Origin of the sequence: Spirillospora sp. NPDC047418, assembly GCF_040643275.1 — a bacterium.
Lineage (GTDB): Bacteria > Actinomycetota > Actinomycetes > Streptosporangiales > Streptosporangiaceae > Spirillospora.
Genome location: NZ_JBEYTW010000049.1, coordinates 15,004 through 37,749, shown reverse-complemented (window position 1 = coordinate 37,749; position 22,746 = coordinate 15,004). Strand labels below are relative to the sequence as shown.

22 protein-coding genes are annotated in these 22,746 nt (G+C 73.1%); 14 read left to right on the top strand and 8 right to left on the bottom strand.

Annotated features, from left to right (window positions below):
• The first annotated feature begins 78 nt into the window (after window positions 1-78).
• From egtA to egtD, 4 genes are read left to right on the top strand one after another with little or no spacing between them, the layout of a single operon-like run.
• On the top strand, window positions 79-1,287 hold the full coding sequence (gene egtA / locus ABZ806_RS27025) for an ergothioneine biosynthesis glutamate--cysteine ligase EgtA (protein ID WP_500220197.1): 1,209 nt from the start codon (window positions 79-81) through the stop codon (window positions 1,285-1,287).
• Entirely contained in the window at window positions 1,278-2,648 is a 1,371-nt protein-coding gene (gene egtB / locus ABZ806_RS27020; RefSeq protein ID WP_500220196.1) for an ergothioneine biosynthesis protein EgtB, read from the top strand. Before egtA ends, egtB begins: the two co-directional genes overlap by 10 nt.
• Window positions 2,649-3,398 (top strand): ergothioneine biosynthesis protein EgtC, encoded by a 750-nt coding sequence (gene egtC / locus ABZ806_RS27015; protein WP_500220195.1) that lies wholly within the window; start codon window positions 2,649-2,651, stop codon window positions 3,396-3,398.
• A gap of 13 nt (window positions 3,399-3,411) precedes the next feature.
• Window positions 3,412-4,365 (top strand): L-histidine N(alpha)-methyltransferase, encoded by a 954-nt coding sequence (egtD, locus tag ABZ806_RS27010; RefSeq protein WP_500220194.1) that lies wholly within the window; start codon window positions 3,412-3,414, stop codon window positions 4,363-4,365.
• Window positions 4,366-4,392: 27 nt separating this feature from the next.
• Here egtD and ABZ806_RS27005 read toward each other — a convergent pair whose 3' ends face one another.
• The gene (locus ABZ806_RS27005; protein WP_500220193.1) at window positions 4,393-5,196 is read right to left on the bottom strand and encodes an SGNH/GDSL hydrolase family protein; all 804 of its coding nucleotides are present in this window, start codon (window positions 5,194-5,196) and stop codon (window positions 4,393-4,395) included.
• A 156-nt stretch (window positions 5,197-5,352) separates the two neighbouring features.
• Between ABZ806_RS27005 and ABZ806_RS27000 the strand changes: the two genes are divergently transcribed.
• Entirely contained in the window at window positions 5,353-6,495 is a 1,143-nt protein-coding gene (locus ABZ806_RS27000; protein WP_500220217.1) for an acyltransferase family protein, read from the top strand.
• Window positions 6,419-7,594 carry a hypothetical protein gene (locus ABZ806_RS26995; RefSeq protein WP_500220192.1) on the top strand — a complete coding sequence of 392 codons (1,176 nt, stop codon included), beginning with the start codon at window positions 6,419-6,421 and terminating at the stop codon, window positions 7,592-7,594. Before ABZ806_RS27000 ends, ABZ806_RS26995 begins: the two co-directional genes overlap by 77 nt.
• A gap of 143 nt (window positions 7,595-7,737) precedes the next feature.
• Here ABZ806_RS26995 and ABZ806_RS26990 read toward each other — a convergent pair whose 3' ends face one another.
• Window positions 7,738-8,262: a cysteine dioxygenase gene (locus ABZ806_RS26990; protein WP_500220191.1), complete on the bottom strand. Its 525-nt coding sequence runs from the start codon at window positions 8,260-8,262 to the stop codon at window positions 7,738-7,740.
• Window positions 8,263-8,433: 171 nt separating this feature from the next.
• Here ABZ806_RS26990 and ABZ806_RS26985 point away from each other — a divergent pair, with 171 nt between their 5' ends.
• A complete protein-coding gene (locus tag ABZ806_RS26985; protein ID WP_500220190.1) occupies window positions 8,434-9,441 on the top strand; it encodes a LacI family DNA-binding transcriptional regulator in 1,008 nt (335 codons plus the stop codon).
• Between the two features lie 5 nt (window positions 9,442-9,446).
• Here ABZ806_RS26985 and ABZ806_RS26980 read toward each other — a convergent pair whose 3' ends face one another.
• Entirely contained in the window at window positions 9,447-10,910 is a 1,464-nt protein-coding gene (locus ABZ806_RS26980) for an aromatic amino acid ammonia-lyase (protein WP_500220189.1), read from the bottom strand.
• Between the two features lie 159 nt (window positions 10,911-11,069).
• On the opposite strand from ABZ806_RS26980, the gene ABZ806_RS26975 reads away from it, so the two are divergent.
• From ABZ806_RS26975 to ABZ806_RS26960, 4 genes are read left to right on the top strand one after another with little or no spacing between them, the layout of a single operon-like run.
• On the top strand, window positions 11,070-12,224 hold the full coding sequence (locus tag ABZ806_RS26975; RefSeq protein WP_500220188.1) for an ABC transporter ATP-binding protein: 1,155 nt from the start codon (window positions 11,070-11,072) through the stop codon (window positions 12,222-12,224).
• Complete coding sequence (locus tag ABZ806_RS26970; protein WP_500220187.1) at window positions 12,224-12,874, top strand: ABC transporter permease; 651 nt, start codon at window positions 12,224-12,226, stop codon at window positions 12,872-12,874. The genes ABZ806_RS26975 and ABZ806_RS26970 overlap by 1 nt, the downstream gene beginning before the upstream one ends.
• Complete coding sequence (locus ABZ806_RS26965; protein WP_500220186.1) at window positions 12,871-13,557, top strand: ABC transporter permease; 687 nt, start codon at window positions 12,871-12,873, stop codon at window positions 13,555-13,557. Before ABZ806_RS26970 ends, ABZ806_RS26965 begins: the two co-directional genes overlap by 4 nt.
• Window positions 13,558-13,573: 16 nt before the next feature.
• On the top strand, window positions 13,574-14,497 hold the full coding sequence (locus tag ABZ806_RS26960) for an ABC transporter substrate-binding protein (RefSeq protein WP_500220185.1): 924 nt from the start codon (window positions 13,574-13,576) through the stop codon (window positions 14,495-14,497).
• Window positions 14,498-14,553: 56 nt separating this feature from the next.
• On the opposite strand, the gene ABZ806_RS26955 is transcribed toward ABZ806_RS26960, so the two are convergent.
• Both ABZ806_RS26955 and ABZ806_RS26950 read right to left on the bottom strand, forming a co-directional pair.
• Window positions 14,554-15,528 (bottom strand): hypothetical protein, encoded by a 975-nt coding sequence (locus tag ABZ806_RS26955; protein WP_500220184.1) that lies wholly within the window; start codon window positions 15,526-15,528, stop codon window positions 14,554-14,556.
• A 67-nt stretch (window positions 15,529-15,595) separates the two neighbouring features.
• Window positions 15,596-16,549 carry an Lrp/AsnC family transcriptional regulator gene (locus tag ABZ806_RS26950; RefSeq protein ID WP_500220183.1) on the bottom strand — a complete coding sequence of 318 codons (954 nt, stop codon included), beginning with the start codon at window positions 16,547-16,549 and terminating at the stop codon, window positions 15,596-15,598.
• Window positions 16,550-16,634: 85 nt separating this feature from the next.
• On the opposite strand from ABZ806_RS26950, the gene ABZ806_RS26945 reads away from it, so the two are divergent.
• The 3 genes from ABZ806_RS26945 (at window position 16,635) to ABZ806_RS26935 (ending at window position 20,021) form a co-directional block, all read left to right on the top strand.
• Window positions 16,635-17,519 (top strand): VOC family protein, encoded by an 885-nt coding sequence (locus ABZ806_RS26945; protein WP_500220182.1) that lies wholly within the window; start codon window positions 16,635-16,637, stop codon window positions 17,517-17,519.
• The gene (locus ABZ806_RS26940) at window positions 17,516-18,859 is read left to right on the top strand and encodes a carboxylesterase family protein (protein WP_500220181.1); all 1,344 of its coding nucleotides are present in this window, start codon (window positions 17,516-17,518) and stop codon (window positions 18,857-18,859) included. Before ABZ806_RS26945 ends, ABZ806_RS26940 begins: the two co-directional genes overlap by 4 nt.
• A gap of 76 nt (window positions 18,860-18,935) precedes the next feature.
• Window positions 18,936-20,021 carry an SDR family oxidoreductase gene (locus ABZ806_RS26935; RefSeq protein WP_500220180.1) on the top strand — a complete coding sequence of 362 codons (1,086 nt, stop codon included), beginning with the start codon at window positions 18,936-18,938 and terminating at the stop codon, window positions 20,019-20,021.
• Window positions 20,022-20,055: 34 nt separating this feature from the next.
• Here ABZ806_RS26935 and ABZ806_RS26930 read toward each other — a convergent pair whose 3' ends face one another.
• The 3 genes from ABZ806_RS26930 to ABZ806_RS26920 all read right to left on the bottom strand — a co-directional run bounded on the left by ABZ806_RS26930 (window position 20,056) and on the right by ABZ806_RS26920 (window position 22,600).
• Window positions 20,056-20,940 carry an endonuclease/exonuclease/phosphatase family protein gene (locus ABZ806_RS26930; protein ID WP_500220179.1) on the bottom strand — a complete coding sequence of 295 codons (885 nt, stop codon included), beginning with the start codon at window positions 20,938-20,940 and terminating at the stop codon, window positions 20,056-20,058.
• Between the two features lie 65 nt (window positions 20,941-21,005).
• A complete protein-coding gene (locus tag ABZ806_RS26925) occupies window positions 21,006-21,977 on the bottom strand; it encodes a hypothetical protein (protein ID WP_500220178.1) in 972 nt (323 codons plus the stop codon).
• A gap of 206 nt (window positions 21,978-22,183) precedes the next feature.
• Complete coding sequence (locus ABZ806_RS26920; RefSeq protein WP_500220177.1) at window positions 22,184-22,600, bottom strand: hypothetical protein; 417 nt, start codon at window positions 22,598-22,600, stop codon at window positions 22,184-22,186.
• Window positions 22,601-22,746 lie beyond the last annotated feature (146 nt).

Here is a 22,746-nt window from a genome sequence, read left to right as displayed (position 1 = left end):
CCGAAAATCGGCGGATTCCTGATGCGGTTCAGCAGGGAAGGATTCGAACTCGTTGTCGATTTACCCGAGGAGTCAACGGTGACGCGCCTGACGGTTGATAGTGTCTACCAGCACATTCGCGGTGTCTGCTTCAAGACCGGCCCGCCCGGGACGGTGGGTGCCGAGACCGAGTGGTTCGTGGTCGACGCCGCCGACGCGGCCGCGCACGTCCCGGCCCGGCGGGTGCGCGCGCTCGTCGACCGGGCCGGCCCCCCGGCCGCCGGAAGCAAGATCACCTACGAGCCGGGCGGGCAGCTGGAACTCAGCTCCGCGCCCTTCCGCGGGCTCGGCGCGCTGCACGGCGCGCTCGGCCGCGACATCGCGCACGTGCGCGACGCGCTCGGCGCGGACGGGCTGGCGCTCGCCGGGCACGGCGTCGACCCCGTCCGGCGGCCCCGCTTCCAGGCCGACCATCCCCGCTACGCGTGCATGCGCGACTACTTCCGCGCCGGCGGCTTCCCCGACGCGGGCCTGGCGATGATGTGCTCGACCGCGTCCGTCCAGGTGAACCTGGACATCGGCGCCGACGACCCGGACGCGTCCCGCCGCTGGCGGCTCGCGCACGCGCTCGGGCCGGTGCTGGTCGCCGCGTTCGCCAACTCGCCGCTGCGGGCCGGCCGCCGCACCGGGATGCGCTCGTCCCGGCAGGGCATCTGGACCGAGCTCGACCCGTGCCGCACCCTGCCCGTCCTGCGCGACGGCGCGGACGGCGACCCGGCCGAGGCGTGGACGCGGTACGCGCTCGACGCCCGGGTCATGCTCGTCCACACTGCCGACGGCGCGTGGGTGTCCGACCCGGGCATGTCGTTCCTGGAGTGGCTCGCCAAGGGCGAGCCCGGCGAGGACGACCTGGCCTACCACCTGTCCACGCTGTTCCCGCCGGTCCGGCCGCGCGGCTGGCTGGAGCTGCGGATGATCGACGCGCCGCCCGGCCGGTACTGGGCCGTCCCCGTCGCGGTCGCGACCGCGCTGCTGGACGACCCGGCCGCGTCCCGCGCCGCCGAGGCCGCCGTCGAGCCGGTCGCCGAGCGGTGGGCGGAGGCGGCCCGCCGCGGGCTGTCGGACGCGCCGCTCGCCGCCGCCGCGCGGGCCTGCTTCACCGCCGCCCTCGACGCGCTGCCGCGGCTCGGCGCGTCCGGGCTCGTCCCGGTGGTCGAGGAGTACGCCCGCCGCTACGTCGACCGGGGCCGCAGCCCCGCCGACGACGCACCATCACCCCTGTCCGAGGAGGAACAGACATGGCCCTGACGGACTCCCCGGGCCCGACCGACATGCACGGCATCGACACGCATGACGAGGACGCGCTCAAGGAACTCATCGCCGGCGAACTGGGCGCGGCGCGGGACCGCAGCTTCGGCCTCACCACCGACGTCCTCGCCGTGGACGACCTCACCGCGCAGGTGTCGCCGCTGATGTCGCCGCTCGTGTGGGACCTCGCCCACATCGGCAACTACGAGGAACTGTGGCTGCTGCGCGCGGCGGCGGGCCGGGAGGCGATGCGCCCGGAGATCGACGACCTGTACGACGCGTTCGAGCATCCGCGCGCGGAGCGCCCGGCACTGCCGCTCCTGGCACCGGACGAGGCCCGCTCCTACATCGGCACGGTCCGCGCCAAGGTCCTCGACTCGCTGGGGTCCGCGCGGTTCGACACGGCGAATCCGCTCACGTCGGGCGGGTTTGTGTACGGGATGGTCGTCCAGCACGAGCACATGCACGACGAGACCATGCTCGCCACCCATCAGCTGCGCCAGGGCGCTCCCGCGTTGCTCGACCCCTTGGCCGAGCCACTGCAGAAGCCCGCCGGAGCCGCCGTGGCGGACGAGGTGCTCATCGAGGCGGGCCCCTTCCTGATGGGTACCTCGGACGACCCGTGGGCGTACGACAACGAACGTCCCGTACACCTCGTCGACCTGCCTGCGTACTACATCGACGCGGAGCCGGTGTCCAACGCCGCCTACATCGCCTTCATGGAGGCGGGCGGATACGACGACCCGCGCTGGTGGGACCCCGCCGGATGGGACTGGCGCAACAGCAGCGGCAAACGCGCCCCCGCCTTTTGGACGAGGGAGGGAGGGCAGTGGATGCGGCGCCGGTTCGGACGGACGGAACCCGTCCCGCCCGGCGAGTCCGTCCAGCACGTGTGCTGGTACGAGGCCGACGCCTACGCGCGGTGGGCCGGCAAGCGGCTGCCGACCGAGGCCGAATGGGAGAAGGCAGCCCGCTGGGACCCCGCCACGCAGCACTCAAGGCGCTACCCCTGGGGCGAGGTGTACGAGGAGGGACGCGCGAACCTCGGGCAGCGCACGCTGCACCCGTCCGATGCCGGCTCCTACGCGTCGGGTGCCTCGGCCTACGGAGTGAGGCGCCTCCTAGGGGACGTGTGGGAGTGGACGTCGACCGACTTCCACGGCTACCCCGGCTTCCGCTCCTTCCCCTACAAGGAGTACTCGGAGGTCTTCTTCGGCCCCGACTACAAGGTGCTGAGGGGCGGTTCCTGGGCGACGCACCCGCTCGCCGTACGCGGATCGTTCCGCAACTGGGACTACCCCGTCCGGCGGCAGATCTTCTCCGGTTTCCGCTGCGCCCGCACCCCGGGGGAGGTCCACTGAATGTGCCGCCACCTCGGCTACCTCGGGCCTGAGCGGACCCTGCACTCGCTCGTCTACGACGGCGAGCACTCGCTGGAGACCCAGGCGTACGCGCCGCGCATGACGCAGGGCAACCTGCTGAACGCCGACGGGTTCGGCGTCGGCTGGTACCAGGACGGCGCGCCCGTCCGGTTCCGCCGCGCCCAGCCCCTGTGGACCGACCAGTCGTTCCGCGAGGTCGCCGGAGCCGTCCGGGCGTCCTGCGCGGTCGCGGCGATCCGGTCGGCGACCGCCGGGTTCCCCGTGGACGAGTCGTGCGCCCAGCCGTTCCGCGCCGGGCGCTGGCTGTTCAGCCACAACGGCATCGTCGAGGGCTTCGGCGGCGTCGAGGCCAAGCTCCGCGAGATGGCCGGCGACGTCGTCCAGTCGTTCGGCGAAGGGGTGCCCGACGCCCGTGCCCCGGTCGACTCGGCGCCGCTGTTCGCGCTCGCCGTCCGGCACTGGCGGGACGGCCAGCCGCTCGGCGACGGCCTCGCCGCCGTCGTCACCGCGATCACCGCGCTCGCCCCCGGCCGCTACAACCTGCTCGCCTCCGACGGCACCGCCCTGGCCGCCACGACCTGGGGCGACTCCCTGTTCGTCCGGGAGGACGGGGACGCGGTCCAGATCGCGTCCGAGCCCCTCGACGGCACCCCCGGCTGGCGGCGGGTGCCCGACCGCTCCCTCGTCACCACCGGACCCGGCACCGGCGTCCGCATCGCCTCCCTGTGAAGGAGAACCACCCGTGGATCGGTTCCTGACCGCCGACGACCTCGCCAAGACGCTCCGCCAGGACGTCCGGGCGGGGCTCACCGGCACACCCAAGACCCTGCCGCCCAAGTGGTTCTACGACGAACGCGGCAGCGCGCTCTTCGAGGAGATCACCAAGCTGGCGGAGTACTACCCGACGCGGCGCGAGCGGGAGATCCTCGCCGCGCACGCGCCCGGCATCGCCGCGGCCACCGGCGCCCGGACCCTGCTCGAACTCGGCGCCGGATCGGGGGAGAAGACCCGCCTGCTGCTCGACGCCCTCGCCGGCACGCTCCGCTCCTACGTGCCGGTGGACGTGAGCGGCGAGTTCCTCGACGAGGCCGCCGCCGGGATCGCCGCCGACCACCCGGGCCTGGCCGTCCGGGCCGTCGCCGCCGACTACGAGCAGCACCTGCCGCTGCTGCCCGGCGGCGAGCGGCGGCTCATCGCCTTCCTCGGCGGGACGATCGGCAACATGCCGCCCGCCGAGCGGATCGGGTTCCTCGGCGGCGTCCGCGCCACCATGGACGACGGCGACTTCCTGCTGCTCGGCGCCGACCTCGTCAAGGACGAGGGGCGCCTCGTCCGCGCCTACGACGACGCGGCCGGCATCACCGCCGAGTTCAACCGCAACGTCCTCTATGTCATCAACCGGGAACTGGACGCCGACTTCGACCCGGAGGCGTTCGAGCACGTCGCCGCCTGGAACGCGGCGGAGGAGTGGATCGAGATGCGGCTGCGGTCCACGCGCGACCAGGACGTCCGCGTCGGTGGGCTCGACCTCGCCGTGTCGTTCGCGGCGGGGGAGGAGATGCGTACCGAGATCTCCGCCAAGTTCCGCCGCGAGCGCCTCGCGGCCGAACTCGGCGCGGCCGGCATGGAGATCGCCGAGTTCTGGACGGACGGGAACGGCGACTTCTCCCTCACCCTCGCCCGCCCCGCCGGCTGAGCGCCGGCTCCTCCGGACCGGGCGGGCTCAGCCCTTCCGGACCGGGTGGGCGAGGCCCAGCCGCTTGATGTCCGCGGCCAGGCGGGTCGCCACGTACCGGTGGCCCGCCGGGGTCGGATGGGTCCGGTCGGCCTTGATGAAGTACGCCGCGTTGCCGGTGCCCGCCGGCCGGTCGCCGGTGATCCACTTCTCGCCGATCGGGTCGATGAACGGGACGCCGAGCTGCCCGGCGAGGCCCTTCAGCGCGTCCCGGACCGCGATCGCCCCCGGCACCGGGGAGCCCGTCCCCCACAGCGGCCCGAGCAGCACGATGTGCGTGCCGGGCCAGCGCTGCCGGGCGCGTTCGAGCAGCAGGTGCGCCGCCGCCGCGACCTGCGGCGCCGGGACCCGCCAGTCGTTGTGGCCGCCGGACACGATCAGCATGTCCGGCGCGGGGCGCCAGCCGAGCTGGCTCTCGAACAGGCCGAGGAACGCCTGCGGCCCGCGCCCCTTCACGACGTACCCGGTGCCGGAGCGGCCGCCGACGACGACCTGCCAGCCGAACAGCCGCGCGGTCGCGGACGCGTACGTCGACTCCGGCTGGACGCCCCGGTCGCCGACCGTGTAGCTGTCGCCGAGGAACATCACCACGGACGGGGCCCTGCGGGCCTCCGCGTCCTTCGCGGAGCCCTTGACGGCGCCCTTGGCGGGCCCGCTCCCCGGGCCGTCGGCCGCGGCCGGCTTGTGCACCGAACCCGCGAGCACGGAGCAGCCGGTGGCCGGCAGGACCGCCACCAGGCAGAGGCACAGCACGAAAGTCGCCGCGCCGCGTCGGCCGCGGCGAGATGTCATGGAGGACCACCCAAAAAGTTCCAGGGGATGCACCCTGCATATTACTGATTCGCCGCCCTCGCCGGGGCTCGTCGCGGTCTACATCGTCCGTTCACCGCGGGCTCACCTCGCGGATCGCGGCGGGAAACCCGGGGGCGGGAGGGTGCCGCGGTGACGATGACCGGGCGGGAACGGCTGAGCGAACTCGACCTGCTGCGCTTCGCGGCGGCGCTGGCGGTGGTGCTGTACCACTTCACGGGCTTCGGCGGCGCCGGGCCGTGGCCGTCGCCCGCGCGCGAGGTGTTCCCCGAGATCGCGGCGGTCACCCGGTTCGGGTACCTCGGCGTCGACCTGTTCTTCGTGATCAGCGGGTTCGTGATCCTGATGAGCGCGTGGGGGCGCGGGCCGGGCGAGTTCGGGGTGTCGCGGCTCGTCCGGCTGATGCCGGCGTACTGGGCGAGCGTGCTGCTGGGCGCGGTCGTGTACGCGCTGTTCCGGCAGGGGAACGGTGTGCCGGGCCTCGTCCTGCCGAACCTGACCATGCTGCAGGGCGGGCTCGGCCTGCGGAACGTGGACGCCGTCTACTGGACGCTCTGGGTCGAGCTCCACTTCTACGTGCTCGTCGCCGTGCTGGCGAGCATCGGCATCACCTACCGGTCGTGCCTCGTCTTCATGGCGGTCTGGCTGTTCGCCGGGGTGTACGCCGACGAGGCCGGCAACGACCTGCTCCAGGTGATGCTGATCCCGACGTGGAGCTGCTACTTCATCGCGGGCATGGCGCTCTACATGATCCACAAGTTCGGGCCGACGCTGCTCCTGTGGGGATACGTGGCCGTGTCGTACCTGATCGCGCTGCACTGGGGCGCCTGGCGGGCCGAGCACGTCTTCCGGGGCGCGAACGAGATCGCGGTCAGCGCCGTCATCACCGGGATCTTCGCGGTGATGATCCTGGTGGCGACCGGCCGGCTGCGGCGGCTGCGGTGGTCCCGGCTGACGGTCCTGGGGGGGCTCACGTATCCGCTCTACCTCGTGCACTCGCAGCTGGCGCTGCCGCTGCTGGACGCGCTGTACCCGTCCGCCGGCCGGTGGACGGCGCTGGCACTGGTGCTCGCAGCGTCGCTGCTCGGCGCGTACGCCGTCCACCGGCTGGTCGAGCGTCCGGGGGCGGTCTGGATGCGCGCCCGCCTGCGCGCTTCGCTGGAGCCCATGCGGCGCCGGGCGGAACCCTCTAGATTTGCCGATCATGGTGGATGGCGCGGTGCTGATCTCAACGCTGATCAGCCTCGTGTGCGCACCCCGGTCGACGCGGCGCGCAGGTGAACCCGGTGCGGCCCGCCGGGCCCGTCGGTGGGCCCGTCCGGAGACGTTCCTCGCCCTGGTGGTCGGGCTCGTGTACGTCAACCAGGTGCTCTTCACCGTCTACATGCTGCGCGTCCACGACGGTGACGCGTCCTTCATCGGCGCGTACCTGCCGGAGGGGTATTTCGCCCTCGCGGACGGTTCGGCCATGCGTGGCCTGGCCGAGCACTTCCCCAAGCCCGAACTGCTCGCACCGTCCCTGCTGCGGGTGCAGGCGTTCCTTGAACTGCCGTTCGCCCTCCTCGCCTACGTAACGGTTCTCCGCTGGCTGGATCGCGGCCTGTACCGGCGCCTGGCGGGTTCATGGCTGGTGTGGGCGGCGTCGCTGTCCTACACGTTCGTCTTCTGCGTGGTGGAGTGGGACCTGCACAACCCCTACACGGTGGACGACATCGTCATCCGGGTGTGCTCAGCTGTGCTCACACCCTTCCTCCTCCAGTGGTTGGCCAGGCAGGAAGAGGGCGACTCCGAGCGTGCTTCGTTTGCGCAGATGCTTCTCTTCGCCGTATCCACCTGGGCCTTGGGGCACCTCGTCCTGTTCGTGTACGACACCGCCCTGCTCTACAACCTCGGCCATCTGGGCGGACGTCTGCCGAGCGCGCTCGTCGCGCTCTGCGTTCTCGTGGGCGCGCGCGCAGCCTCGTCCCGCCTTCCGGACGGTGAAGCCGGTATCGCGCTGTCGTCCGTGGTCGCCGGTCTGCGGTGGGCGCTGCTGCTCTTCTTCGTCCCGGCCCTGGCAGTCCGGTACGGCGTGAACTTCGGCACACCGCTCATCGCCGCGGCCGCCGGCCTGACCATCTGCCTGGCCGCCGCGACATGCGCCCTGCGGGAGACGCTCTCGGGCACCGGCACGGCGCGCATGGCCGTGTGGGCGGCGCAGACGGCGGCGGCACTCCTTGTAGGGGCCGCGGCCGGGTACGCCGCCCTCCAGTTGGTGACGGACACCTATTACGAAGCGGGCCTTCTCAGGGCGGCGGGCACCGCCTTCGCCGTTGCCGTCGCCGTGTGCGCGGTGACCGACCGGTGGCTCGCCCGCCGCCGTACTCCTACACCTGTGTGACGTTCTCGGCAGGGCCGGCGCTGAAGGAAATGTGAGCGTTCGGCCGATGTGAGCGGGCATCGGCCGAACGCCCTCCCTCCGGCGGGCCCGCATCCCCCGGTCGGGCCCGCCGGAGGCTCCACGACTGGAACGGTCCCGTCAGGTCAGGCGGGGTCGTCCGGCGGCCGCAGCTCGTCGGTGTAGCTCACCGAGAGGCGCCGCATCACGCCCGACTCGTCGAGGGAGTACTGGCCGAGGCGCCACAGCGGCGGCGAGTAGGCGTGGATCGACACGCTCGCGTCCTCGACGCCGGTGAGCCGGTGGATGTGGTCGGGGCCGAAGGCGAACGACTCGCCCTCGGTGACCACCGTCCGCCGCGGCTCGCCGCCCATGCGCGGGTTGTTCTCCTCGATGGCCCCGGCGACGACGCGGACGGCGCCGGAGGACACGTCGTGGTCGTGCCATCCGGTGTCGTTCTCCGGCGTCCAGCACAGCAGCCAGACGTCGACGTGCTCGTCCCGGTGGAGGGACGCGTAGTGGCGGCGCCCCTCGGGGAACGCGACGTGCTGCCGCCACAGGCCGGGCCGCCCGGCCAGGTCGTCGACCAGCTCCCGCAGTTCGCGCTCGTCGAGGGGGCGGCCGGGCAGGTTCTCGAAGCCGGCGGCGCGGGGCAGGACCTCCGAAGACACGGTTCCATTCCTTTCCGTTTCAGTTGCCGGACGCGGTTCCGGGCGCGGAGAATCCGCAGCGCAGAGGGGACTGAACCGCATCAGTAAACCGTTTCAGTGAACCGCTTCAGTCGTCCTTCCGTCAAGGGCGGCTCCGTTGTTCTGTCGGCGGCGGGCTCTAGGGTTGGAGGGATGTCGGAGAAGCGCAAGCGCGCGACCATCCGAGAAGTGGCGCAGGCGACCGGTTTGTCGCCTGCCGCGGTGTCGTACGCGCTGCGCGGCATCCAGACCTCGGAGGAGACGCAGGAGCGGGTCCGCGCCGCGGCGGACGAGCTCGGCTACGAGGCCCACCCGATCGCGCGCGCCCTCGCCAGCGGCCGCACCGGCCAGGTCGGGCTGCTGTGCGGCTCCCTGGAGGACTACTGGCAGCAGTCCCTCGCCGTCGCCATCGGCCGGGCGCTGCTCGCCCGCGACCGCTACGCCCTCATCGTGGACGCGGGCGGCGATCCCGAGCGGGAGCTGGCGCTCGCCCGCCGGCTCCGCGACCAGCGGGTCGACGGCCTGATCGTGCAGCCGCTCGACCCGTCCGCCGCGCTGTGGTCGGAGCTGGCCGCGGCGGTCCCGGTCGTGTCCATCGGCGACGCGCTCCACGGCGGGCAGGCGCAGGGCGAGGTCGTGTTCGACAACCGGCGCGGCGTCACGCTCGCGCTGGAGCACCTGCACGGCCTCGGGCACCAGCGCGTCACCGTGTTCACCCCGACGCGGGCGAGCACCCCCGACCGCCCCGCCGACGTGCACGTCAACGCCGAGGCCGAGCGGCTGGGGCTGCGGGTGGACGTCGTGGTCGTGCCGCAGTCCCTCGGCGCGGCCACCGAGGTCGCGCTGCGGGTGCTCGGCGGCCCAGGCCGCCCGTCCGCCGTGTTCTGCTTCGCCGACTCCATCGCCTACGGGGTCTACGCCGCGACGCGCGAGCTGGGGCTCGCCGTGCCCGGCGACGTGGCGGTCTGCGGCTACGACAACCATCCGATGTCGGCGCTGCTCACCCCGCCGCTCACCACCGTCGACTGGGACATCGACGGCATCGTGCACTCCGCCGTCCGGCTCGTCGTCGACGTCATCGACGGCAAGCCGCGCAAGCGCCGCGTGGTGCGCGAGCCGTCGCTGCGCGTCCGCGCGTCCACGGGCGGCGCGCCCGGGTAGGGGCGCTACGGATGCAGCCGGGCCAGCCGGGGCAGGAGGTCCGCCGCCGCCGCGATGTCGGTGTCGAGCGGCCGGTCCTCGACGCGCGGGTCGAGGACGCCGCCGGCCATGTCGACCGCCGCCCGCAGCGGCCCGCCGGACGGCGCGCGCCCCTGCATCCGCAGCGCCCGGACGGCGGCGACCAGCTCGCAGCCGAGCCCGAGCCGGTAGGCGGCGACGGCGTCGGTCGTGGCTCGCGCCGACTGGGTGGAGAAGCCCGCGTGCTCCTCGACGCCCCGCGACAGGACCGCGCTGCCGAGCGCCGCCGGGGTCGCCAGGCGCCGGACGTCGGCGAGGCACGAGTGCGCCACGTACTCCAGGATCATGATCCCCGACGACGCCTCGGTGGCGCCCTGGAAGGGGTAGAGGCCGGTGAACGACGGCTCGGCGAGCGTCCCGAGCCGGGCGGCGGCGAGCGCCATCGTCTGGAACAGCGCGGCGCGGGCCGAGTCGAGCGCGAGGCCGACGTAGGCGGTGTGGAAGTTGCCGTTGTGCCAGACCGTCCGGCCGGCGGCGTCGACCAGCGGGTTCTCGGCGGCGGCGTTGATCTCGCGGGCGACGACCCGCTCGGCGTGGCCGGCCGCCTCCAGCGCCGGCCCGTGCACCTGCGGGAACGCCCGGTACCCGTAGGGGTCCTGGATGCGCATCGGCGCGGGCTGGTCGAAGGCGAGCAGCGCCCGCATCGCCGCCGCCGCGTCCTGCTGGCCGGGGTGCGGGCAGGCGTCCTGCACCGGCTGCGCGTACGGCTCGCCCGACCCCCGGACGGCGAAGTGCGACAGCGCCGCGACGACCGTGGACGCGCGCAGCATCTCCCGCAGGTCGGCGACCGCGAGCGCCGCCTCACCGAGCGTCGCGGCGTTGGAGCTGATGAACGCGAGCGCGTCGGCGGACTGCAGCCGGTAGCCGGGGCCGCGCGGCGGCGCCTCCTCCGGGTCGGCCAGCCACGGCCGCTCGCCGAGCAGGCACAGCGCGGTCGACGCGAGCGCCGTCAGGTCGCCGGTGCCGATCGCCCCGTACACCGGCACCGGGGGAAGGAGACCCAGATTGAGGACGTCCGCGAGGGCCTGCAGCGCGCCCGGCTCCACCCCCGACCCGCCCGCCGCGATCTGGTTCAGCCGGACGGTCAGCATCGCCCGGACGATCTCCGGCGCGACCAGCGGCCCGGCCCCGGCGGCGTGGCTGCGCAGCAGGCGCAGGCCGTGCGCGTCGGCGTCCTCCCATTCGACGTCCACGACGCGGTTGGCGCCGACCCCGGTGGTCCGCCCGTACACCGGCTGCGACGCGGCGATCTCGCGGGCGGCGCGCCAGGCGGCGCGGGCCCGATCGGCACCGTCCGGGGCTATGGCAACTGTCACATCTTCGCGGGCGGCGCGCACCACCTGGGCGCAGGTGAGCGAGGTCCCGTCGATAACGATTCGGCTGTTCTCCACCCGGCAGCGCTACTTTCCCCGTTTTACCGGTAGTTATGCTCAACATCTCACGTTCCGGACAAGCTGGGACACCGAGGTGACCGTACCCATTGGTTACGGTTGGGTAGTAGGCCGGAATCGATCATCGGCGTCACGGGCGCCCAACGAGGACGTGAATCGTTGATCACCTTTGAGGGCGTCACCAAGCGCTACCCGGGCGGCACCGTCGCCCTGGACGATGTCAGCCTCGAATGCCCCACGGGCCGCATCACGGTGTTCGTCGGCACGTCCGGCGGCGGCAAGACCACGGCGCTGCGGACCATCAACCGGATGGTCGACCCCACCTCCGGCCGGGTCCTCATCGACGGGCAGGACGTCCGCGAGCGCAAGCCCGCCGAGCTGCGGCGCGGCATCGGCTACGTCATCCAGCACGCCGGGCTGTTCCCGCACCGCACCGTCCAGGACAACATCGCCACCGTCCCCTACCTGGTCGGCTGGAACAAGAAGAAGGCGCGGGAGCGGGCACTGGAGCTGATGGAGCGGGTCGGGCTGGAGCCGTCGATGGCCAGGCGCTACCCGTTCCAGCTGTCCGGCGGCCAGCAGCAGCGCGTCGGCGTCGCGCGGGCGCTCGCCGCCGACCCGCCGATCATGCTGATGGACGAGCCGTTCAGCGCCGTCGACCCCGTCGTCCGCGGCGTGCTGCAGGACGAGTTCCTCCGCCTCCAGGACGAACTGCACAAGACGATCGTGTTCGTCACCCACGACATCGACGAGGCCATCAAGCTCGGCGACCGGATCGCGGTGTTCGAGACCGGCGGCAAGCTCGTCCAGGTCGACAGCCCCGAGGACCTGCTGGCCCGCCCGGCGAGCGACTTCGTCGCCGGCTTCATCGGGCACGACCGCGGCATCCGGCGGCTGTCGTTCGTCCCGTCCTCGTCGGTGCCGCTGAACGAGCGGGACGTCCTGCCGTCCGGCACGCCCGTGTCGGAGGCGCCCGCGGAGGGCTGGGTGCTGGTCCTGGACGGCGAGCGGCGCCCGCTGGGCTGGGCCTCGGCGGACGTCCTGCCGCCGTCCGGCGTGCTGGGGGACGCGCGGCTCGCGCCGATCGGGCACACCTTCGACGTCGAGACCGACTCCGTCCGGGCCGCGCTGGACGCCGCGATCCTGTCGCCGTCCGGCCGCGCCGTGAGCGTCGACTCCGGCGGGCGCCTCGTGGGCGTCGCCGACCAGCAGGACCTGAGCGCCGCCATCGCCCGCTCCGGCCGCGACGTCGAACCCGGCGCCGGCGCGGCCGGCGACACGGGCGCGCCGTCCCTCGCGAAGGAGGGCGGCTGATGGACATCGACTGGGGCTGGATCGGCGAGCACACCGACTCGCTCGGCGAGCACGCCGTCCTGCACCTGCGGCTCGCGCTGCTGCCGGTGCTGTTCGGGCTGCTCATCTCGCTGCCGGTCGGCGTGCTGTGCCGCCGCTGGAGCTGGCTGTACCCGCCGGCGCTGACGCTCGCGAACGTGATGTACGCGATCCCGTCGCTCGCGCTGTTCATGCTGTTCATCGACTACACGGGCCTCAACCCGGCCACGGTCATGATCCCGCTGACCCTCTACAGCCTGTCGGTGCTCGTCCCGAACGTGGTGGACGGGCTGGCGTCGGTGTCCGAGCCCGTCCGGCAGGCGGCCACCGCGATGGGGTTCGGGCCGCTGCGCCGGCTGCTGCAGGTCGAGCTGCCGATCGCGGTGCCGATCGTCATCGCCGGGACGCGGGTCGCCGCCGTCTCGTCCATCAGCCTCGTCGCCGTCGGCCAGCTGATCGGGCAGGGCGGGCTCGGCGCCGACATCATCCGCGGCTACCAGCTCCAGTTCCAGACGCAGATCGTCGCCGCGACGGCCCTGATCATCCTGCTGGCCCTCGCGACGGACGCGCTCCTCGTCCTGGTCCAGCGCCTGCTCACCCCGTGGGCCCGAGCCAGGGGAGCGTCCGCGTGAACGGCCTGTGGAACCAGTTCGACCTGTTCTGGAGCTGGCTGACCGCCTCGTCCCAGTGGCACGGCGCCGACGGCATCCCGCACCGGCTGCTCCAGCACCTCTACTACAGCGGCGTGTCGCTGCTGGCCGCCGCCGTGATCGGGCTGGCGCTCGGCCTGCTGATCGGCCACACCGGCCGCGGCGGCTTCCTGGCGATCACCCTCGCGAACTTCGCCCGCGCCATCCCCACGTTCGGGCTCATCCTGTTCATCGTCGTGATCGAGTACAGCATCACGCCGGTGCTGATCGCGCTGGTGGCGCTGGCCGTCCCGCCGATCCTGGTGAACACCTACGAGGGCATCCGCGGGGTCGACGCCGACGCGAAGGACGCGGCGCGCGGCATGGGCATGACCGGCTGGGGCGTGCTGTGGCACGCGGAGCTGCCGATGGCGCTGCCGCTGATCCTGCTCGGGCTGCGCACGTCCGCGATCCAGGTCGTCGCCACCGCCACCATCGCCGCCTACCCGGGGTTCGGCGGCCTCGGCCGCTACATCATCGACGGGCTGGCCCGCAACGACTACCAGCTCGTCATCGGCGGGACCGTGCTCGTCGTGCTGCTGGCCCTGATCGTCCAGCTCGTCTTCGCGGCGCTGCGCCGCGTCGTGATCTCGCCGGGGCTGCTCGGCTCCGCCCGTTCCTCCTGACCGAAGGACAACGACCATGAAGAAACTCATCCGTGGCGCGGCGATCGGCCTCGCGGCCGTCCTGGCGCTGTCGGCCTGCGGCGGCGGAGACTCCGGCGACGACAAGAACCCGCTCTCCGGCGGCGGCAAGAGCGGCACGATCACCGTCGGCGGCGCCAACTTCCCCGAGAGCAACCTGCTCGCCGAGATCTACGCCCAGGCCCTCGAGGCCAAGGACATCAAGGTCACCCGCAAGTTCGACATCGGCGCCCGGGAGATCTACTACGACCAGGTCGTCAAGGGCGGCATCAGCGTGATGCCCGAGTACAACGGCGCCCTGCTGACCACGTCGGTCGACAAGAACAGCACGGCCGCGACCACCGAGGAGATCAACGCCGCCCTCAAGGCGAAGCTGCCGCCGTCGGTGGAGATCCTCGACTCGGCCGCCGCCGAGGACAAGGACTCCGTCACCGTCAACCCGCAGACGGCCGCCAAGTACAACCTGAAGTCCATCGCCGACCTCAAGCCGGTCGCCAAGGACCTCACCATCGCCGGGCCGTCGGAGTTCAAGACCCGCCAGCAGGGCCTGGTCGGCCTGGAGAAGGTCTACGGCCTGGAGTTCAAGAAGTTCCAGCCGTTCGACGCCGGCGCGCAGGCCACCCTGGTGAAGCTCCTCACCGAGAACAAGATCCAGGCCGCCGACCTGTTCACCACCGACCCGACCATCCAGCAGAACAAGCTGGTCGTCCTCGAAGACCCCGAGAACGTCTTCAGCGCCCAGAACGTCACGCCGCTGGTCAACAAGGAGGCGGTGAACGACCAGGCGAAGGCGGCCCTGAACGGCGTCTCCGCCAAGCTCACCACCCAGGATCTCCTGGACATGATGAAGCGCATCGCCATCGACAAGGACGACCAGGAGAAGGTCGCCGAAGACTGGCTGAAGAAGTCCGGCCTCGCCTGACCCCCGCTCCGCAAAAGGCCCGCCGCGCACCGCGCGGCGGGCCTTCGCGCTGCCGGTCACACCGGCGTCGGCACGACCCGGTAGGGCTCGATCCAGTCCCGCACCCGCAGGTCGGGGAAGTCGACGGCGACCCTGATCTTCGTGTTGGAGTCGGATCGGAGCGACTGCTCCAGCAGCCCCTGCGCGACCACGCTGCGGATCGTCAGCCCGTCGGCGATGACGGTCCCGTCGCGCAGGACGCGCGCCCGGTGCCCCACCGCGAGCCCCTCGACGGGGTCCGCGGTCAGCACGTAACTCCTGGTCGGCAGGACCATGCACCGGATCACCGACCCGGTGGACTCCAGGGCGGTGACGCTGAGCGTGGGCGTCCGCTCCTCCGTCGACTCCGGGGCGGGCACGGCGTAGGCGAGGACGGTGTCCCCGTCGCGCAGGTCGGGATGCCCGAGGTAGAGCGTTCCGTGCCCGCCCGCCGCCAACTCGTCCAGCGGCCGTCCGGTGGCATCGGTCAGAAGGATCAGCCGCAGCGCGTCGGCCACCGGCCGGCCGCCGCGCACGACCCGCACTCGGTCGCCCGCCCGCAGGCGTCCCTCGCCGCCCTCGACCTGCGCGCCCGGCCCCGCCAGCGGATCGCCGGCCGCGCCGCGCACCGTCGCCCGCCCGAGCGGCTGCTCCCGCTCGCCCGGCACGGACCAGCACCCCACCGACGGCTCCGCGCGCGTGTAGAACTCGTACTGGTCGTCCACGCGGACCTCGCCGTGCCCGGCCGCCACCGCGACCTTGCGGAACTGGCCGATCGCCGCCCGCGCCTCCAGCCGCGTCCCGATGACCTTCTCCCTGATCAGCGCGCCGGCGCGGAGGTCCTCGGCGATCAGCACCCCGCCCCGGAACAGCCGCGCCCGGACGCCCTGCGCAAGCTCACCGCCCTGCCCCCGGCCCTGGGGCAGCTCGCCGAACCCCGGTACGTCCCGGAAGCTCGACACCCTCATCCAGCAGTGCCGCCGCTCGCCGAGCCAGGCGGAATGCGCAGCCATGAGGTGTCCCCAATCGTCCCGATGCCGCCGGAGATCCGGCAGCCTACCGCCGGTGCGGGCGGCGGGGTCAGGCCGCGGGGGCGACGCGCTTGCTGTAGGACGTGATCGGGGCGGTCTCCACGCGCTCGACGCCGTCCAGCGTCCCGATCCGGTCGGCGAGGTAGGCGTAGAGGGCGTCCTCGTCGCGGCAGACGGCGATGGCGAGAAGGTTGTGCGGTCCGGTGGTCGCGCCGACGAAGGCCGCTTCGGGGTCGCCCGCCAGGGCCCGCGCGATGGCGGTGAGCCGGGACGGGACGACGGTCAGCCAGAGCAGGCACTGGGCCGAGAAGCCGAGCAGCGCCGGGTCGACCTCCACGTCGAAGTGCAGCGCGCCGGACCGGCACAGAGCCTCCAGCCTGCGGCGGACCGCCGATTCCGACCAGCCGACGTGGCGCGCGAGGCTCGGGTAGGCGGCGCGGCCGTCGGCGGCGAGGGCGGGCAGCAGCCGCCGGTCGAGGTCGCCGAGGACGACCGGCGCGGCGCCGGCGGGGGCCGTCGGCGGCGCGAGCGCGCAGACCTGCTCGGCCGTGAGCGCCGACGTCCGGCCGAACCAGCGGCGGTCCATCAGGTGGCGCAGCAGCCGGTCCGCCCGCACATCGAGGATCTGCGGGTGCCGGGTCAGCGCCGCGAGCGGAGCGGGCCGTCCGGCGGGCGCGCGCAGGATGCAGATGACCTCGGTGCCGCTCGACAGCACGGTCACCCACGCGGTGTCGGGCCGCCGCGCCAGCGACCGGGCCAGTGCGCCGGCGGCGGCGGGCGGCACGCGCAGGCGCACGAGCCACTCGGCGTGGCCGAGGCCGCGCGTGTCGACGACGGCGGTGACGCGGGCGGCGCCGGCGGCGCGCAGCCGGGCGAAGCGGCGGGCCACCGTCCGGTCGGACACGTCGAGGACGCCCGCGATCGTGCTGAAGGGGGCACGCCCGTCGAGATGGAGCGCGTGCAGCAGCCGCAGGTCGACCGGGTCGAGGATGACCGAATCCACCCGCCCATGGTAGTTCGACGTCGGATCGCGGCGTCTCCGGCGCCCGCGGGGGACGGGGCGACGGCCGCCGTCGCAGCATCCCCGTATGGCAGACGACAAGCACGACATCCGCGGTTTCCACCACGCCGGCATCGTGACCCGCGACCTGGACGCGCTGGAGCGCACCTACCTCTCCTTCGGGTTCACCCTGAGCCCCCGTTCACGGCACCTGCTGAACGAGCGTCCCGGCGAGCCGCCGGTTCCGGGATGCACGGCCAACCGGTGCGCGCTCTTCGGCGGCGCGTACATCGAACTGCTGGGCATCGTGGACGAGTCGGCGCCCGACCCCTGGCGCACCAAGGCGATGATCGCCGACTACGCGGGGTTCCGGCTGCTGAACTTCGACACCGGCGACGCCGTGGCCACCGACCGGCGGCTGACCGCCGGCGGGCTGCGCACCTCCGGCGTCCTCGACCTGGAACGCGACGTGGACACCGAGGACGGGACCCGCACCATGCGGGCCCGCGCCCTGCACCTCGACCCCCGCACGACCCCCGAGGCGTACGTGGGGATCGCGCAGCACCTCACCCGCGAGTACGTCCACCAGCCGCGCTACCTGCGGCATCCCAACGGCGCGCGCGCCCTGGAGGCGGTGCTGATCGTGGTCGACGACGGCGCGGCCGACGCGGTCATCGCCCGGTACGCCCGCATCCTGCGGACCGAGCCCCGGATGCACGGACCGCGCACAGTGCTGGAGCTGGCGGCCGGGCGCCTGGAACTCGTCCGGGCCTCGCGGGCGGAGGAGGTGCTGCCCGGCGAGCCCGTCCCGGCTGAGTCCTACCTGGCCGCGATGACCGTCGCGGTCGACGACGTCGCCGCCGCGCGCACGATCGTCGAGAACGGCGGCACAGCGACCCGCGCCGTCGACGGAGGCTTCACCGTGTCCGCCCGCGACGCCCACGGCGCCGCGCTGCTCTTCACCGCCCGATGATCGCCGAGACGGCCGCGGGCCGCGTCCGCGGCGTCCCCGCCGGCCCGGTCACCGCCTTCCGCGGCATCCCCTACGTGCTCGCCGACCGGTTCGCCCCGCCCCGGCCGGTGCCGCCGCGGCCCGGCGTGCGGGACGCCGCCGCGCCCGGCCCGGCCGCACCGCAGCACCCCTCCCGGCTGGAACGCGTGATGGGCGCCTTCCGGACGCCGCAGGCCGAGCAGTGCCTCTACCTGAACGTATGGGCACCGCCCGGCGAGGGCCGTCCGGTCCTGGTGTTCGTGCACGGCGGCGGCTTCATGAGCGGCTCCGGCGGACTGGACTGGTACGACGGGGCGGAGCTGGCCGCGAGCGGCGACATGGTGGTGGTGACCCTCAACTACCGCCTCGGCGCGCTCGGGTTCCTCCGCCTGCCCGGAGTGAGCGACGGCAATCTCGGGCTGCTCGACCAGCTGGCCGCGCTGCACTGGATCCGCGACAACATCGCGGCCTTCGGCGGCGACCCCGGCAACGTCACGGTGTCCGGGCAGTCCGCGGGTGCCCAGTCCATCCTGGCGCTGCTCTCCGGCGGGCGGGCGCGGGGGCTGTTCCGGCGCGCGATCCTGCAGAGCGCCCCCGCCGGCATGCTCCCCGCCCCGCCGGACGAGGCCGAGCGCACGAGCCGCCTCCTGCTGGACGAACTGGGCATCGAGCCGGACCGCGCCGACCGGCTCGCGGACGTCCCGGTCGCCGGCCTGTTGGCCGCCCAGGGCGCCGTCGCCCGCCGCACCGCCGTCCCGCTCAGCGCCGTCCCGCCGTTCCAGCTCGTCGCCGACGGGGATCTGGTGGCGGCGGACCCGGTGCGCGAGGTCGGCGTGCGCGGCGCCGACGGCACCGCACTGCTGATGGGCACCAGCCGCGACGAGGCGGCGGCGTTCTTCGCGCGCAACGACCAGGTGGCGGCACTCGCCCCGGAAGATCTGGCGGGCATCGCCGCCGACTGGTTCGGCGACCCGGGCCGCGCGGCACCGGACGGCCGGACCACGGCGCGGATCGCCATCGACATGGCCACCGACCAGCTGTTCCGCGAACCGATGCTGGGCCTGGCGCGATCGCTCGCCGACGCCGGCGCGGCGCCGTGGCTGTACCGCTTCGACTGGCACCCGCCGCGCAGCGCCTACGGTGCCTGCCACTGCATCGAACTGCCGTTCACCCTGGGAACCGCGGCCGCCTGGCGCGACGCGCCCATGCTCGACGGCGCCGCGCCCGCCGACCTGGTCCGCCGGGTACGCGGCGCCTGGAGCGGCTTCGTCCGGCGGGGCGACCCGGGCTGGCCGGTGGGCACCACCCACCAGTTCGCCTGATGTCCGGGGGCTGCGGCTCCGACCGCGGGCGTCCCGCGCGTCGACAGAATAGGTAGACCGGTCTAGTATTTCCGGAATGGATCACACGGAGAACGCGCCGGACGCCGATGCCCTGGTCGTCGGCGCGACGGGCCTGATCGGACGCTGGCTGGCGGCGGAGCTGCTCCGCCGGGGGCGGCCGGTCGCGGTGACCGTCCGGGGAGGTCCGGGCCGGGCCGGGGAGCTGCGGAACTGGCTGCGCGAGCACGGCGCCGACGGCCGGGGCCTCACGGTCGTCGGCGCCGACATCACCCGGCCCGGTCTCGCGCTGGCCGCGCGGGACCGGGACCGGCTGGCCTCGGTGCGGGACGTCTACAACACCGCCGCCCTGTTCCGCTTCGGGCTCGGCCGCGACGAGGCCAGGCGGGCGAACGTCGACGGCGCGGTCAACGTGGTCCGCTGGGCCGCCGAGCGCCCCCGCCTGCGGCGCGTGGTCCACGTCTCCGGCTACCGCGTCGCGGCGGGCGGGGAGCCGGTGGAGGAGACGGCCGCCCTCTACCGGAGGCTCGGCGCGTACGAGGCGTCCAAACGCGAGGGGGACGCGGCGGTGCGGGCCGCGGCGAGGGAGCTGGGGGCACCGGTCACCGCCGTCCATCCCGCCACCGTGATCGGCCACTCGGCCACGGGTGAGGCCGGGCAGTACATCGGCCTGGCGCAGACCGTGGAGAGCCTGTGGGCGGGTCGCCTGCCGGCGCTGGCCGGCACCCGCCGCACGTTCGTCCCGGTCGTCACGGTCGACCACCTCGCCCGCTTCATGGCCGCCGTCCCCGAGCACGACGAGGGGCCGTACCGCGCGCACTGGGTCCTGGACGAGTCCACTCCGGACCTGCCCGACCTGGTCGCGCTCCTCGCGCGGCACCTCGGCCGCCGCCCGCCTCGCGTCCTGCTGCCGGTCGGCCTGGTGCGGCGGCTGCCCCGCGCGCTCACCGGAGTCGAACCCGAGACGCTGACCTTCCTCGCCGAGGACCGCTACGACACGTCCTCGGCGAACGCGCTGGCCGCCGCGGCGGGGCTCGCCCACCCGCCGGTGGAGGACGCCCTGCGGCGCTGGGCCGACCGCCTCGTCGCGGACCGCTTCGGCGCCGTCCAGGAGTCCGCGCCCGGCGCGGACGCGCCCGCCTGAGGACTGCCCGGCCACGTGGGGCCGCGGCCTCCCGTCAGCCCACCTTCAGGTCGGCGATCACGGGGTCGTGGTCGGACGGGTAGACGCCCTTGGCGCGGTATGGGTCGATCTCCGTCCAGGACGTGCGGATGTTGCCGCGCGTCAGGATCCAGTCGATCCGCCTGCCGTTCCGCTGCGGCGGTTCCCAGTGGTTCTCGGTGCGGTACTGCGGGCCGCGCCGGGCGGCCGTCGTCCACGTGTCACGGAATCCGTCGGCACCGGTGAGGATCGAGTACACCGGCGAGGTGCCGGCGGCGGAATTGAAATCACCGGTCAGCACCACGGGGACGCCCGCCTGGAACGCGCGGACACGGTCGAGGATCAGCCGGGCGCTCTTCACCCGCGAGTCCGCCGACATGTTGTCCAGGTGCGTGTTGGCCTGGTACAGCACCGCTCCGGTGCGGCGGTCGCGGAACTTCGCCCACGTCACCATCCGGACGTACCGGTTCCCCCAGGTGGCCGAGCCGATGACGGACGGGGTGTCGGAGAGCCAGAAGTGGTCGAAGTCCAGGACCTCGAACCGCTGCTTCCGATAGAAGATCGACAGGAACTGGTCGCGGGTGCCGCCCTGCGTGCCGAGGCCGATCCAGCCGTAGTCGGGCAGCGCCCGCGCCAGATCGCGCACCTGGTACCAGCGCGCCTCCTGCACGCCCAGCAGGTCAGGCCGGTGGTCCTCCAGCAGGTGCCGGACGAGGGGCAGGCGGGTCTTCCAGTCCCTTGGCGGGGGATCGTTGACGCCGCGCAGGTTGAAGGTCATCACGCGGACCGTCCCATCGTCATCGGCCTTGGGCTCGGCCAGCACGAACCCCGAGACGAGCAGCGCCACCGCGGCCGCGACCCCCGGCCAGAACCACCGCCGCCGCAGGACGCGTCCGAGCATCAGTCCCCTCCCGCCGCTTTCAGACTGGCATATTTCGACGGGAATTCAATTCGCTGTTCAACCCGTCATCCGAGAATGCGGAAGACGCCGATGTCGTCGGCGTCGCGTCCCTCGGACGTGGTCTGGTTCAGGGACGCCTCGACACCCACCCAGCCGTGGAAGCCGCCGTCGTCGTCCACGACCTGGATCATGGGTTTCACATGCGAGTTACCGGTGTAGCAGTTTTCCTCGCGTCCGTCGGCGAGGGCGGTGCGCCAGTGCCACAGGGTGTCGCGCCGATGGCCGGACGCGGTGTCCGCCGGAGCGATGTAGTACACGGTGTGCGCCGGGTCGCGCTCCCGGTGCGTCCGCGCGCCCAGGCACCGGCCGTCCGCGCAGAGTCTCCAGCGGGTGACCCAGAACGGTGAGCCGTCACCGTGGTCGATGTACGGCGACCCCGAACGGGTCTTCCACAGGTAGTAGCGGTGGGCGAAGGTGGCATGGTCGGCGGCGGCGATGCCGGACGCCGGGACGCGCGCGGTCCATGGCGCGTTACTGCCGTTGCCGAAGCCGTGCGTGGCTCCGAGGTCGTTGGCAGCGAGTTCGACGTCGGCGAGTTCGCCGCCCGATAGGGAGGTGAGCGTCCAGTCCTCCCAGTGGCCGTCGTCCCAGGCGATGTGCAGTTCGCCGTTGCGAACGCGGTATCGGCCCGTCAGCGCTCGCGCCGCATCGGCGGACTGCCAGCCGGACGCGGTGAGCACCGTGCAGTCGCGTCCCGTGCAGCCCCAGGCGGGATTTCCGGTGGAGACTCGCCGGACGCGGACCGACTGCCGCCAGGTCCAGTACACCTCCAGGACGCCCCCGTCCGCGGTGAAGGTGTACTCGCCGAGGCGGACCCAGTTGTCCCGCGACGCCGGGTCGAGCCCGCCGAGGGCGATGGCGAAGTTCGACTTGCCCAGCGGCGTCCCCTCCTGCCGCGCGCTGGATTGGGGTGCGGGCGGGGCGACGAGCAGGACCGCGGCGGCGAGGACGGCCGCCGCCGCGCTGGAGACGCGCATGCTTCCCTCGGGATCGGAACCGGTTCGCTGACCTGCGCGCCGGTGCCGTCCGGCCGCCCGACCACCCTCACCGGGCCGCCGCGCACCGGACGGCCGACACCCCGTCCTTGATCATCGGAGTGCGATGCGCTGATCGGCCCGGGACGCCCGCTTCATCGCCGCTTGACCCGGCGGCCGCCACCCGCCCCGGTGAACGGCGACCCGCGTCAGCGAACGAACGGCAGCAATTCGTGGCTCGCGCCCGGTGTCGGCTGCGCGGTGATGCGGACACCGTCCTCCTGATGCCAGTAAAAACCCAGGATGACGGTGGCGGCCAGACCGAGAACCCATGCGATCGGGGTCACGATGGACAGGAACTCCGGATCTCCATAATGGCCGGACTCGAAACGGTATATCTCGAACGACCCCGCCGCGACGACCAGCAGTGCCAGCGCGACCATGCCCAACCAGCGACGCCGCGCCCTCTTCGTGTACCGGATGGAGTGGACCCGCAACTGGATCACACCGTCGCACGCGCCGCAGCGCACCTCGGTAACGCTGCTTCCCCGGTCGGGTCGCCGGACTTCCAGCGGAGACACCCGGTAATTGTTCACGATCGTGTCGCCGAACTTGCGGGTGTCCACCTTGTGGTGCAACTGAACGGAGTGGTATCTACCTATCGCTCGCAACTCCCACTCTCCTCACGTGCGCCGCGATCCGGTCCGGACCGGCGGCAGCGCGTCCCATTGATCCATGGTCTCCAACAACGGGCCCGGAGTGAAGGAGATCC